We start from the raw sequence: 13880 nt of genomic DNA on the forward strand, positions 1-13880 counted from the left end.
CCAATAAGCAGCCTGCATCACTACTTCCTGTTGTGCCATGTTTTATCTTTTAATAGATGGTGAAATATTCTGCAATTGGACCGAGCACCAACGATGGGAAGAAAGCCAAGGCCGACACTATCCAGATCACGAAAAACACCATCAGACCAAATGTTCCGGTATCGGTTTTAAGCGTACCGGCAGACTCCGGGATATAGCGTTTACGGGCCATTATACCGGCAATGGCTACCGGACCTATAATGGGCAGGTAACGGCTCAGTGCCAGTACGATCCCGGTAGTGATATTCCAGAATGGCGTGTTGTCGCCAAGCCCCTCGAAGCCAGAGCCGTTGTTGGCAGAGGCGGAAGTATATTCGTAGAGCATTTCGGAGAAACCGTGGAAGCTGGGGTTGTTCAGCCAGCCCACAGTCGGGTCCTGCACATACACATAAGCAGCCAGCGCGGTACCTGAAAGAATAAGGAAAGGGTGCAGCAAAGCGATCATGATTGCAATCTTCACCTCCCGAGCTTCAACTTTTTTGCCCAAGAACTCCGGCGTGCGGCCCACCATTAGCCCAGAGATGAACACGGCGATGATGATGAACACAAAGAAGTTCAGGAAGCCAACACCCACACCACCGTAAAAGGAATTGATCATCATGCCGATCATCGTGTTCATGCCCGAGAGCGGTGTGAGCGAATCGTGCATGGCGTTAACTGAACCATTGGAGGTAACTGTGGTACTAGTTGCCCACATACCTGAAGCGGCAGCGCCCAAGCGCATTTCCTTACCCTCCAAAGACCCCAGACGCTGGTCGATGCCCATATTCGAGATGGCAGGGTTGCCGTTCATCTCAAAGTATACGGTGGTCGTCAGCAGCATTAGGAAACCGGCTGTCATCGCGCCGAATACCATCCAGCCCAGGCGCTTGCGCTCCAAGTAGAAACCTAAGGCAAAAGCCAGCGCGATTGGTATAAGTATAATCACGATGTTCTCTACCATGTTGCTAAGGTAGGTTGGGTTTTCCAGCGGATGCGAGGAGTTCACTCCAAAGAAACCGCCCCCGTTCGTACCTACCTGCTTGATGGCGACCATGGCGGCGGCCGGTCCTCTGGATACCTGCTGCTCAGCTCCTTGCAGGGTGGTAATGGTATCTTTGCCCTCAAAGGTCATGGGTGTGCCTTCCATCGCAATAATCACGGCCACCACCATACTGATAGGCAAAAGAATGCGTGTACAGCTCTTCATGAAGTAGTCAAAGAAGTTGCCCAAGTGCTCTGTACTGCGGTTACGCATGGCATTGAACACGATAGCGCAGGCGGCCATACCCGTACCAGCTGTTACGAACTGCAGAAAAGTCATCACGCCCAACTGCGACAGGTACGAAAGCCCCGTTTCGCCGGAATAGTGCTGCAGGTTGCAGTTTACCAGAAAGCTGACGGCCGTATTAAAAGCCAAGTCCGGCGACATGGATGGGTTGCCGTCCGGGTTCCAGAAGGGATGGTGGCTTTGCGTCATGAGCAGGAACATTGCCCAGAAGAACCAGATCAGGTTGATGCTCAGCAGCGCGACCATGCTTTGCTTCCAAGTCATTTCGCGGCTGGCATCTATACCGCTCACGCGGAAGAAGAGCCGTTCTACGGGTGCCATAAAATCCAGCCAGGTGCGCTCTCCTTTATATACTCTCGCTATATACTTGCCCAGCGGTAGCCCAATGGCCACCGTGAGCAGGAACATAGCGATAACTCCTAATATATCAGTTGACATTTCTCTTTTGTTGTGGTTGTGAACTTAGAATTTCTCGGGTTTTAGCAGCACGTAGAACAAGTAGCAAAACGTGACGATGCTTAAGAAGAATAGTGCGATCATATCTTTAATTAAAAAAATGAGTTTCATAGTTTGGAAAGGTATTAGGGTAGCATGTTATGTGTTAGCTGCTGGGAGCAGCGCGCCAGGGCAGGCCCCATGAGCAACCGCCACTGTAAAGAGTTGCCCCCGTTGTAGAGGTGCAGGGAGTACAGGTAGGAAACCTTCAGCGCGTGCTGTACCTGCCTGTCTCCCTCCTGAAAGAGCTTGTTAGCCTCCCGGAAGCACCTGCGGGCGCCGTCCAGATTAAGCGTGTCCAGGAAGCGGTTTGTGTAAGAGGCGAAGCAGGCCAACTGGCGGTGGAGGTTTCGGCTGTTTTCCTCTAGCTTTAGTTCAGGCTCTAGGTCCGGAAACTCTTGGCACAACTCCTTCGAAATCTCACAATGCTGTATCATTGTGTTTCTAAAAAGGTGGTTAAACATTGTCGAAAAAGTCAATGGCTTTGTAAAAAAGCCAGAAGCAGGCTGCCCCGGCCCCCAGCAGTAAAATCGTCATTAGCACTTCGTTCATGGTATAAATGATTTGATATGCCAGACCTATTGCCAAGCAAAGTGCCAAGAAGTATTAAGGAAGGAATTGTCAGCTGTAAACCACTGTTTACTAAGCCGTTCAAAAATTTAGGTCTTAAGGTCTGAATGAATAAAAAAAAGCCGACCCTACCATTTTGGTAGGGTCGGCTTTTCATATTGGCAGGGTTTCTTAGCTTATGCCATACTCTTGTAACTTCCTGTAGAGAGTAGTCAACCCGATGTGCAGACGGCGAGCCGCCTCAGTTTTGTTGCCGCCGCTTTGCTCTAAGATTTTCAGGATATGATTGCGCTCTATCCTACTCAGAGAGGTATCGCTTTCAGCAGCCTCCGGGGAGGGGGCCGCCGTCCAGAATTCAGAGGGCAGATGCTCTGGTGTCAGCCTTTCTTCATCGGCAAGAATAACAGCACGCTCAATCACATTTTTGAGCTCACGTATGTTGCCTTTCCAAGGGTAGTTTTTGAGCTTTTGGATAAACTCTTCGCTCATGCCCAATAGACGTCGGTTCATTTTAGCATTATAGAGCAGCAGAAAGTGCTGTGCCAAGAGCGGAATATCAGTCTGCCGTTCCCTTAAGGTAGGCACTCTGATTTTAAACACCGACAGTCGGTAGTACAGGTCTGGCCGGAAGTGATTGGCTTCGGCTTGCAAATCACGGTTGGTGGCGGCTACAATACGCACATTCACTTTGATCGGCTTCGTATCTCCAAGCTTAGTGAATGTCTGCGTCTCAAGCACACGCAGGAGTTTAGCCTGCAGTTCCGGTGGCATTTCCCCGATCTCATCTAAAAATATTGTGCCCCCGTTTGCTTCTTCAAATAGGCCTTTCTTATCGGCCATGGCTCCAGTAAAGGCCCCCTTTTTATAGCCAAATATCTCTGACTCCAATAAATCTCTCGGAAAAGCGCTGCAGTTAACGGCCACAAAAGGTTTGCTGCGTCTCGGGCTGGCGCTATGAATGGCCTGCGCAAATAGTTCTTTCCCAACACCTGTTTCCCCCTCTAGCAGTACGGTAGAGTCTGTTACTGCCACACGAGCTGTCAGCTCTTTCGCCTGCTTAAGGGCAGACGTGCGTCCAATGATAGTGTCGAGCGTATTCTTAGGCTCCACCTGCTTCTCCAGCTCGGCTACTCGCTTGCGGAGCCTGGCTTTGTCTGCGGCACGGGCGACTGTAACAATCAACTGCTCATCATTATCTCCTTTGGTCAGGTAATCAAAAGCTCCCTGCTTCATGGCACTCACCCCGTCCTGTATTGTTCCATAGGCTGTCATCAGGATTACTTCCGGCAGCGGATATTTCTCCTTTACCCTTCGCAAGATGTTCAGGCCATTGTCGTCGGGCAGCTTTACGTCGCTCAGTACCACTTCCACTTCGTCGGCATGGTTCTCCAGCAGCTCAAAACCTTCGCGGGTATTCTTCGCCTGAAGTACGTGGTACCCTTCTAGTTCCAGCACGCGTGCCAGCACTTGGCGGAGGTTATTTTCGTCGTCGATAAGTAGGAGTGTAGTGTGGTTTTGCATGGTGACTTAAGTTGAAGCAGCCAAAGATAAGGTTCTGAAATCAATTGGATGTTAAATTGGAAAGTAATAACGGCAGTGGTAAAGTTACTGGGTGCAACAGCTTGTAGGCTGTTGTGAAGCCAATAATAAGCCTTATGTTAAACAAAGCATTGATTGTGTATAGCTGTTTGTTAGCACGACAGGGTACTCCTGTTCATCCTGAAATAAGTATAGAAAGATAATTTACCTTCATGCCCTCACTAATTATTTTATTTTTTTACATGTATGTAACACACAAGTTACATGGAGGAAAAGCATATCGCCTTAGGCATACCAGTGTATGACGACAGCCCATCGAACTATGCGATGGAAATACTGGAGAACCTGCGCCGCAGGCAGTTTACTCTCAAGGATGCGGGCATCTCTTCTCGCGTCCACAACAATTGGCGCAGCCTCGGAATTGTTCCTGACTCTGAGGAAGACGGCAAAAAGCTCTACTTCGACTTCATCCAGTACCTCTGGCTGCAGATCGTGAAGGACCTGCGCAAGTTCGGCCTTCTCTTGGATACCATCGCCGCCGTGAAGGACTACCTGTTCGAGAAGGACTTCATGGTCGGTATTGAGTTGAGCGACGGGGACAGGGTAAAACTAAGGCAGACCTTGGAAAAGGCCGCTCAGCGGCCCATAACAGGTGAGGAGCTCCAGCAAGCGGAGGAGAACCTCAAGAAACCAAACACCTTCTACCCGTACCGCTTCTCACTCATCGTGCTGGCGCACCTCCAGTACCGCTCCAACACCTACATCTATGTTTTTGCTGATGGTGGGGTAGCTGACTGGAGTGAGGTGCAACAGGAGCTAAACCCTGAAAGCAAACCTGACCTAAGCGAGCCCCACATCAACATCCCGCTCGGGCATTATTTCGCCCAGTTCCTGAACGACGAGACAAAGGCCGAGTTCCTGCCCAAGGTACCCATTCTGACAAGGGAGGAGCATGAGGTGCTGAGGACCATGCGCAACAACGAGGTAAAGGAGCTCACTATCAAGTTCTCCAAACAGGGCAGCAAGCGGAGGGCCGACCTGATCACCAAGGTGGACAGACAGCTCTCCGAGAAACAGAAAAAAGAAATCGCCCAGATTCTGGGCACCCGCGACTACAGCACCATCACCATGAAGACGCAGAACGGAACACAGCTCACCTTTGAGGAGGCCCAACGGACAAGGCTCTAATCCTCCCCACGTTGCATTCCCAATACCTCTGCTTCGAATGGTGAATTTAAAGCCACTGAAGTACTCAGGACATTCATCTAGGTAGCATTTTAACTGAAGGACTCAGACAAGTGCGGAAATTGACACAATCTCCGTGAATGTAAATCATCAAAACCAAAAACAAGAAAATGTAACGCCAAACACCCTTACACCTGAAGCCCTTAGACAGTATCCTGGACTAGAAAAATTGTGCGACTCTGATGCGCAGGCCAGTATTGAAAGCCTAACTATCCTTGCACAGGTTTCTTACGAGCTCTTCATACAGCAACAGGCCTAATAGAAGTGGTCCTGCTACCTGGCACAGCAGTTAGGTAGCAGGCTTTCTAAACCATTACAAGAAACTTAATCAATACCATGAGCAACCTGAACAGCTTTAAAGCATTCACTAAAGGCAAGAACAGCCCCAAGGGCCAAAAGGACAGCAATAGAATTGTAGTTTATACACGCGTCTCCACTAAAGAGCAAGCTGAAACCAACCAAAGTCTCTCCACACAAAAGAAATACTGCGACGCCTATGCCCTCGACCACGGACTAGAGGTTGCCGCATATTTTGGCGGCACATACGAGAGTGCTAAGACCGATGAACGCAAAGAGTTCAATAGGATGCTGGCCTTTGTCAAAAGCTCGAAGGAGCAAATCAGCAAGATACTCGTCTATAGCCCCGATAGATTCTCTAGGTCTGGGGCAAACGCCATCTACATTTCTCAGCAGCTCCGGGAGAACGGCATTGACATCCTATCAGTCACCCAGCAAACGGACACACGCACATCCAGCGGAAAGTTCCACCAGAACATGCAGTTCCTGTTCAGCCAGTGGGACAACGACCAACGTAGGGAGAAATCAATCTCGGGCACTATCGAAAAGCTTAGAAGAGGCGAGTGGCCCACCAAAGCGCCTCTAGGCTATAACCAAAGCAAGCTTAAAGGGGAACAGGTAATCGTTGTCAATGATACCGGCAAGCTGTTGAAGAAAGCCTTTACAATGAAGGCAGAACAGCATCTGTCAAACGTTGAGATACTTGAGTGGCTAAACAAGATGGGGCTTAGTCTCACAAAACAACGCCTCTCTGAGATCTTCAAAAATCCTTTCTACTGCGGTGTCATTACACATGCTATGCTAGGAGATGAAGTAGTACAGGGGAAACATGAGAAGCTGGTCAGCGAGAAAGTGTTCCTACAGGTAAATAACCTCCAGAAGAAGAATAACCATGGCTATACTCAAAGTAAATATGATGCAAGGCTACCGCTGAGGAGCCACTTGAAATGTGCTACCTGCGGAACAAACATGACGGGTTATGAAGTGAAGAGCAAGGGCATCCTTTACTACAAGTGCAACAAAGTCGGCTGCAAGGTGAATAAGAACGCAGAGCAGCTGCATACTGCCTACCATTCTTTGCTTAACAGCTTTGCTATTGATGAGCGGCTTGTTGCACCTTTAAAGCAGCAGCTTGTAGCAACGTTAAACAGCCTAAATGAACAGAAAGCAGAAGATGCCAAGCAATTAAAAGCAACCTTGAGAGGGATTCAAAACAAGCTGGACGCAATGGAGGAAAGGTTTGTAATGGGAGAGATTACAAAGGCTCAATTTGAGAAATTCTCTCAAAAGTTGATAATTGAAAAGCAGCAAATCGAGGCAAGTCTAGGAGGAGACCCTAAAAAATTATCGAACCTTGAAAAGTATGTTGCCTTTTCACTCAAAATGTGCTCTGAAATGGCTAAAATGTGGGTTTTAGGGGACTACCACACAAAACAAAAGCTGCAAAAACTGGTGTTTCCGGAGGGTGTGGCCTATGACAAAGAAAATGATGATTATCGAACCGAAAAAATCAATTCTGTATTGAGTCTAATTGCATCATTATCAACACCTTACGGCGATAAAAACAAAAGACCGACCAACTTAAAAGTTGATCGGTCCGTTTTGGTAGCGGGGACAAGACTCGAACTTGCGACCTTTGGGTTATGAGCCCAACGAGCTACCAACTGCTCCACCCCGCACTGTTAGTATGATGCAAAAGTAGACTAAAGAAGTTTACCATGCAAGTGTGTATACCAAAAAGAGCTAAAAAAGTTAAGATTTGCTAAAACTTGTTAGTTATTCCAAAATGTATCTTGGAATACTTAAAAGAAAGCTGCTGCTGGTCAGATTGGCCAAGCGAATATACCAACTGAAATATACCTGCTGCTGTGCTAAAGCTGATGCCTGCTCCCACACCAAACGGACAATCATCTGCTGACGACTGCTCCAAATCCCGCCGATAGTAGCCTTGGTCATAAAAAAGCAGGGCATAAGAATCGGAAGCTGTAAAGAGGCGATACTCTAAAGTGCTGACGGCATAGCTGGAGGCATAGAAGAAATAATCATCGAAGCCGCGGAGAGAGGAGAGGCCGCCCAAGCGATACATGTCGTTAAGGAAGATCCGGTTGCTGAAAAGGACTTCTCCGCGCAGCCTGGTAAGCAGAGCGCTGTTTTTGCCTAACCGCAGGAAATTCTCCAGCCGGAGGCTCAGGCTCAGCTGTGATGTTTTCAGGTCCAGTGTGTCGTAAAAGCTTTTCTCTAGGTCTGCATTGCGCAGCAGTTTTTTAGATCCGGCCGTAAACTGCAGCTCCGCAAGCCGCCCGCGCCTCGGAAAATAAAAGTCGTCTAAGTTGTTCCAGAGGTAGTTTAAGCCATACGTAGTGGTTTGGGCATCGGCCAGGTTTAGCTGCTGCAGCTGCTCGGAGCTTACCTCCGAAAGTATACGCGAATTGCGCCACTCCGTAAACACGCTAAATTTGCCATACTTTAAAGTATAATAACCCAGCTGCAGCCGCGGCTGCACGGTTATAAATGTAGAGTCCTGCTTTAGCAGGTTAAACTTTGTGCCCACTTCTATAGGGCTGCCTAAAAAATTCGGGTGCAGGTACTCGCCGTTAAGTATAACCGAACCGGCGCTTACCCGCCGCCACTGCAGCCCCAGCTGCTTGCCTGACCCGCGTATGTTACGGATATTCAGGTTCGCCTCACCGGTAATTAACAGTTTATCGGCGCGGTTAGGGTCAGGCAGAAAACCCACTACGCCATCAATCTGGTTTGCCTGCCGGTCCTCGAGGTAATAGTATACTTTGGCCTTATCGTTGGTGAAGCGAACCTGCGGCGAGCGTGTTGACTTAATGTACGGAAGCTGCGTGAGCATCCGCTGCGAGGCGTCTACCTGGTCCTGGTTGTAGAGCTGACCAGGCAGCAGCTGCAGGTAGCGCATTAGGAATTTGGGCTGCGTTTTGGTTTTGCCTACAATCTCCAGTGTATCATACGTCACCACAAAAGCCTTTTCCAGCTTAAGAGTGGCAGCAATTTTGTTGCCGTTTATACTTACCGAGTCGAGCCAGACGTTGGCAAAGGGGTAGCCGTTGCGCTCTGCATAATCCAGGATGCGCTGCTGCAGCTTTACAAACTCAGCCGGTTTAAAAGGCGTGTCCCGGTAAAATTTCTCCCGAAACCCGGACTCTACCAACAGCCCTTCTCCTAAGTTTCCGTTTCGCAGCTGCGCCCACTCAAAAGGCTGGCCTACATGAAGTTTCACGTGGAGCGTATCGCGCTTAAAGTATACGCTGTCGGCGGAGGCCAGCAGAAAAGCATCCTGCTGCAGCCGGTACACCAGCGCCCGCACCTCCTTCAGCGCTTCGGCAGAATCGGGCAAGTTCTCTCGGAAATTATACTGCCGCAGCACCTGCGCCCCACTGCCGTCCAGAGCCTTTACCGACAGCTGCACCTTGTTGGCGGGCGGCGCTTTGTCTGTTTTCGCAGGCTGCTTTGCCTCCGGTTTCTTGGCCTGTTGCTGCTTTGTTGTATCCTGCGGCTGCACCTGTTGCGCATACACCTGCACCAGGCACAGCATCAGGCAAAACAAGACGGCAGCTATTTTGTACATTTGTGCGGTTGATTGTTGAATTGTTTAAGGGCTAAATTGTTGAAGGGTATGAGACGCATGCCATACTTCTTATTTGCAAAGGTAAAGCGTTCTGCCATACTTTATACTTACAGTAAATACAGTTTCCAGATCATCAGCAATTTAACCACCCAACAACTTAACCATTCATAAATTTTGTCCGGAATATACCTCCATATCCCTTTCTGCAAACAAGCCTGCCACTACTGCGATTTCCACTTCAGCACCTCCATGGGGCACAAAGAGGCAACCATACAGGCCATTGCCCATGAGCTGGAGCTGCGGCAGGAGTACCTGCAGGGCCAGCCCGTGCACACCATATACTTCGGCGGCGGCACGCCATCGCTGCTCACACAGCAGGAACTGGAGCTACTTCTGCAAACCATTAAAAGGCTGTTTATAGTTTCGGAGGATGCGGAAATCACTTTGGAGGCCAACCCCGATGACCTAAAGCCGGAGAAGCTGCGGGAGCTGAAGGCGGCCGGCATCAACCGCCTGAGCATTGGGCTGCAGTCGTTTCATGAGCCGCACCTGCGCCTGATGAACCGTGCCCACAACGCCACCGAAAGCCTGCAGTGCGTAACAGATGCGCAGGCCGCCGGATTTAAGAACATCACAGTTGATTTAATTTACGGCATCCCTGCGCCTGATCATGCTATTTGGCTGGAAGACCTAAAAACGCTTTTCTCGCTGAACGTGCAGCATGTTTCCTGCTACGCCCTTACCATAGAGCCTGACACCGCACTTGGCCGCTGGAGCAAAAAAGGAAAATTTATACCTTCTGAGGATGATTTTACGGCACAGCAGTTTGAGGTGCTGCTACAGCAGATGGCACAGCATGGCTTTGTGCAGTACGAGATCTCTAATTTCTGCCAGCCCGGCTACGAATCGCGGCACAACAGCAACTACTGGCGCGGCGTGCATTATTTGGGTGTAGGGCCGAGCGCGCATTCTTTTAACGGCAGCAGCAGGCAGTATAATGTGGCTAACAACCGCAAGTATACAGCTGCCATTCAGGAGAATGTTATTCCTGCGGAGGTTGAAGAACTTACCCTGGCCGACCAGGCAAACGATTACCTGCTTACTACGCTGCGCACCATCTGGGGCTGCGATTTACGTATGCTGCGCGACAAGTATGGCTATGATGTGGAAGCTACGCACGTAGCTTACCTGCAGGAGCTGCAGCAAAAGGGGCTGGCAAGTATAAAAGACAACGTGCTGCACCTAACCGACAAAGGCAAATTACTCGCCGACCAGATTACATTGGACTTGTTTTCGGAATAAGCTAAAAGCGTGAGTTTTTGCGGTGGTATCCTGCAAAAAGAATTCATACTTTTCCGTTATACTTGCCTAAAAGCCCGCAACGCAATGGAAGCCACCATCACTTACCAAGACCAGGTTTATACTTTCAACCCGCTTGATCCGCTGGATATCTCCATGCCGCTGCACAACCGCCAGCCGCAACCCGAGTGCTTTTGGGCCGAGCCGGTTCAGTTTGATGTAATCAGGGTAGGGGATTTTGTGGGGAGCGTGGCAGAGGGCGGCAGCACCAACTACAAGCGCGTGCATGTAACGCCGCATGGCAACGGCACCCACACCGAGTGCTACGGCCATATATCAGCGGACGAGAACGCCACCATCCACAACTGCCTGAAGCGCTTCCTGTTTGTGGCGCAGCTGATAACCGTGCAGCCGCAGAAACAGGAGAACGGCGATGAAGTAGTGATGCTGGAGGACGTGCAGGCGCAGCTGCGAAGTATAAAACCGGAGGCTGTTATACTTCGCACGCTGCCAAACACTGACGCAAAGCTTACCCGCCACTACTCCGGCAGCAACCCACCGTACCTGGACCACCGCATCGGGGAGTATCTGGCGGCGCAAAGTATACAGCACCTGCTGCTCGACCTGCCTTCCGTAGACCGCGAGATGGACGAGGGCAAGCTTCTTTGCCACCATGCCTTCTGGCAGTACCCGCACAATACCCGCCACAGCGCCACTATTACGGAGCTTACCTACGCGCCTGATTATATTCCGGACGGGCTATACTTACTGAACCTGCAAATTGCCAGCCTGCAGCTGGATGCCAGCCCAAGCAAACCCATACTTTATACTTTATCGCCGGTTACTGCATAGCCGCAAGTATAGTTTAGGTTATAAAGCCGCTAGTTACTTACAGCTGCTTCGCTGCCTAAAAGCTGGCTGCATATGTACTGGCCGATAGCAAGCGAGGATGTTGCTGCAGGCGATGGAGCATTGCGCACATGTATGATATTGCGGCGGTTCAGGATATCAAAATCATCAATCAGGTTACCGTTTCTGTCGCAGGCCTGGGCTCTTACGCCGGCGCCGCCCGGCACCAGATCGCTTTCCTGCACTTCAGGCATCAGCTTTTGCAGCGCTTTTGTGAAAGCCGCCTTAGATAACGACCTGTACATTTCGCCTAAGCCTGTTTTACCATACTTAGCAGCGATTTTCCAGAAGCCGGGCCAGCTAAACGTATCCTGCGTGTCTTTTAAGTTGAAGTCGCTGAAGCGGTAACCTTCGCGCTTAAATGCCAGCACTGCGTTGGGGCCAGCCTCAATGCCCCCCTGAATCATACGTGTAAAATGCACCCCCAGGAAAGGGAAACTCGGATCCGGAACAGGGTAGATCAGGTTGCGCACCAAATACTCCTTCTCCTCCCGCAGCTTGTAATACTCCCCTCTAAAAGGGATAATTCGCAGGTCGTTTTCTTTTTCGGTCAGATTAGCCACACGGTCAGAGAACAGGCCGCCACAGCTCACCAAGTTAGCGGCAGTATAGGAGTGCTTAGTCGTCTCTACGTAAACGGTGTCTTTCTCTGATTTGATTTTAACCACCTGCTCCCCAAACACTGCGTCGCCGCCATACTCGTTTCTGAAGAGGCTCAGCAGGGTAGTTGCCATCCTCGGGTAATCAATAATGCCTGTCTGAGGCACATGAATTGCTTCGATGCCCGCTACATGCGGCTCATACTCCCTTATCTCTTCTAAAGAGCGCAGCCTTGTTAAATCTCCTAGCCCGTTCTGGATGCCGCGCTCATAAATATCGTTCAGCTTCGGTAGTTCGGCCTCAGAAGTGGCTACAATGATTTTCCCACATATATCAAACGGAATGTCGTGCTCCTCCGCAAACTCAATGATAGAGTGATAGCCATCGATACAGTTTTTTGCTTTCAGGCTGCCTGGTTTATAGTAGATGCCGCTGTGAATAACGCCACTGTTATGCCCTGATTGGTGCTGCGCAACGTCGTTTTCCTTTTCTATGAGCAGTACTTTACTGTTAGGGTTTTTACGCTTGAGGTGATATGCCACAGAAAGACCAACCAAGCCAGCCCCCACTATAATTGTATCGTATTTAGTTACTGACATTTCTATTTTCTTATATTTTGAAGCTTTAGCTGCTGCAACAGAGCTTAAGTTGCACAGAAAAGCATACGAAGATTTAAATATTTAGGGTAATGGATATTCCGAAAACTTAACGCATACTTTCTCTAAAATACTGCGGGCGCAGTGGCCGGCAATTTTACAAAGAGGCGGCATAACCGTTAAAAAGGAAAAGCCGGAGCTAAAGCCCCGGCTTCAGGCAGTTTAGTTGTTTTAAAGTGAGTTTCTAAAATAATACTTCCGCCACTTTCCGCACCGACTCCGACTTGCCCATAGAGTAGTAGTGCAGGCATGGCACGCCAAATTCCACCAACTCTTTAGACTGTTGTATAGCCCACTCCACACCCACCTGTGCAGCGGCCTTGTTATCAGGGCAAGCCTCTATGGCGTCAGCCAAATCACAGGGAATCTCGATGTGGAAAAGGCTTGGCAGCAAGGTCAGCTGTGTTTTGGTGGTCATCGGCTTTAGACCTGGTATAATTGGCACGTTAATACCTTCCTCTCGGCAGCGGTTCACAAAATCGAAATACTTTTGGTTGTCGAAGAACATCTGCGTCACGATGTACTCTGCGCCCAGCTCTACCTTCCGCTTCAGCCAGCGCAGGTCTGACTTTAAGTTCGGGGCTTCAAAATGCTTCTCCGGGTAACCGGCCACACCAACGCAAAAGTCGGTGCAGCTGTTGCTTACCTGCTCATCATCTAAATAGCAACCGTTATTCATCTCCACCACCTGCTCTATCAGCTCGGAGGCGTAATGATGCCCGCCTGGCTCCGGCACAAAGCGCTGTTCACTTTTCACGCAGTCGCCGCGCAGCACCAGCACGTTATCTATACCTAAAAAGTGCAGGTCGATGAGCGCGTTCTCGGTTTCCTCTTTGCTAAAGCCTCCGCAGATAAGGTGCGGCACCGTGTCTACTTTATAGTTGTTTTGGATGGCGGCGCATATACCTACCGTGCCCGGACGCTTGCGCGTGCTACGTTTCTCCAGCAGGCCGTTCTCCCGTTGCTTGTACACATACTCCTCGCGGTGGTAGGTAACGTCTATAAAGGGCGGCTTAAACTCCATCAGCGGGTCTATGTGGCTGAAAAGGGTTTTCATGTTTTCGCCTTTGAGCGGAGGCAATATTTCAAAAGTAAACAGGGTTTTCCTGTTTGCATGCTTGAAGTGGTCTGTTACTTTCAATTTATGTTGATGGTTAAATTGCTAAAGTGTTAAATGGTTGGTTTGCGCTTCCGGGTCTAACCACCCCTAACCCCTACTTGTCTAAGGAGGGGAATTTTACCTACTACTTGAATCTCTATAGTTCATTGTTTGTGCTATAGCATCTGTATGTCTCCAGCTATGAAACTTGCAGTGCAGTAAAGTAACAGCAAAGCCCGCACCTTAGACATGGAGGGACAGGGATGGCTG

The 13880-nt window shown here is 49.7% G+C and carries 11 protein-coding genes and 1 tRNA gene; 4 read left to right on the top strand and 8 right to left on the bottom strand.

Annotation, left to right across the window (positions count from 1 at the left end; all coding sequences use genetic code 11):
• Positions 1-49: 49 nt before the first annotated feature.
• The 4 genes from kdpA to Q1B04_RS18625 form a co-directional block, all read right to left on the bottom strand.
• Positions 50-1747 carry a potassium-transporting ATPase subunit KdpA gene (gene kdpA / locus Q1B04_RS18615; protein ID WP_299761928.1) on the bottom strand — a complete coding sequence of 566 codons (1698 nt, stop codon included), beginning with the start codon at positions 1745-1747 and terminating at the stop codon, positions 50-52.
• A 24-nt stretch (positions 1748-1771) separates the two neighbouring features.
• Positions 1772-1876, bottom strand: coding sequence for a potassium-transporting ATPase subunit F (locus tag Q1B04_RS20075; RefSeq protein WP_366524739.1), 105 nt, complete (start codon positions 1874-1876; stop codon positions 1772-1774).
• Positions 1877-1890: 14 nt separating this feature from the next.
• A complete protein-coding gene (locus Q1B04_RS18620) occupies positions 1891-2241 on the bottom strand; it encodes a hypothetical protein (RefSeq protein ID WP_299761931.1) in 351 nt (116 codons plus the stop codon).
• Between the two features lie 304 nt (positions 2242-2545).
• A complete protein-coding gene (locus Q1B04_RS18625; protein ID WP_299761934.1) occupies positions 2546-3895 on the bottom strand; it encodes a sigma-54 dependent transcriptional regulator in 1350 nt (449 codons plus the stop codon).
• A gap of 282 nt (positions 3896-4177) precedes the next feature.
• On the opposite strand from Q1B04_RS18625, the gene Q1B04_RS18630 reads away from it, so the two are divergent.
• Together Q1B04_RS18630 and Q1B04_RS20080 are read left to right on the top strand one after the other, a co-directional pair.
• Entirely contained in the window at positions 4178-5101 is a 924-nt protein-coding gene (locus tag Q1B04_RS18630) for a hypothetical protein (protein WP_299761937.1), read from the top strand.
• 393 nt (positions 5102-5494) lie between these two features.
• Positions 5495-7102: a recombinase family protein gene (locus tag Q1B04_RS20080; protein WP_366524742.1), complete on the top strand. Its 1608-nt coding sequence runs from the start codon at positions 5495-5497 to the stop codon at positions 7100-7102.
• On the opposite strand, the gene Q1B04_RS18635 is transcribed toward Q1B04_RS20080, so the two are convergent.
• Positions 7059-7134, bottom strand: a tRNA-Met gene (locus tag Q1B04_RS18635). The genes Q1B04_RS20080 and Q1B04_RS18635 overlap by 44 nt on opposite strands.
• A gap of 83 nt (positions 7135-7217) precedes the next feature.
• Positions 7218-9047: a BamA/TamA family outer membrane protein gene (locus Q1B04_RS18640; protein WP_299761940.1), complete on the bottom strand. Its 1830-nt coding sequence runs from the start codon at positions 9045-9047 to the stop codon at positions 7218-7220.
• Positions 9048-9221: 174 nt separating this feature from the next.
• Here Q1B04_RS18640 and hemW point away from each other — a divergent pair, with 174 nt between their 5' ends.
• Positions 9222-10349, top strand: a complete 1128-nt coding sequence (gene hemW / locus Q1B04_RS18645) for a radical SAM family heme chaperone HemW (RefSeq protein WP_299761943.1) — start codon at positions 9222-9224, stop codon at positions 10347-10349.
• 9 nt (positions 10350-10358) lie between these two features.
• Positions 10359-11198, top strand: coding sequence for a cyclase family protein (locus Q1B04_RS18650; protein WP_366524741.1), 840 nt, complete (start codon positions 10359-10361; stop codon positions 11196-11198).
• Positions 11199-11227: 29 nt separating this feature from the next.
• On the opposite strand, the gene lhgO is transcribed toward Q1B04_RS18650, so the two are convergent.
• Positions 11228-12454 carry an L-2-hydroxyglutarate oxidase gene (gene lhgO, locus Q1B04_RS18655; RefSeq protein ID WP_299761946.1) on the bottom strand — a complete coding sequence of 409 codons (1227 nt, stop codon included), beginning with the start codon at positions 12452-12454 and terminating at the stop codon, positions 11228-11230.
• 241 nt (positions 12455-12695) lie between these two features.
• Complete coding sequence (gene metF / locus Q1B04_RS18660; RefSeq protein WP_299761949.1) at positions 12696-13652, bottom strand: methylenetetrahydrofolate reductase [NAD(P)H]; 957 nt, start codon at positions 13650-13652, stop codon at positions 12696-12698.
• Positions 13653-13880: the final 228 nt, after the last annotated feature.

This window comes from uncultured Pontibacter sp. (assembly GCF_947495565.1).
Classification (GTDB): Bacteria; Bacteroidota; Bacteroidia; order Cytophagales; family Hymenobacteraceae; genus Pontibacter.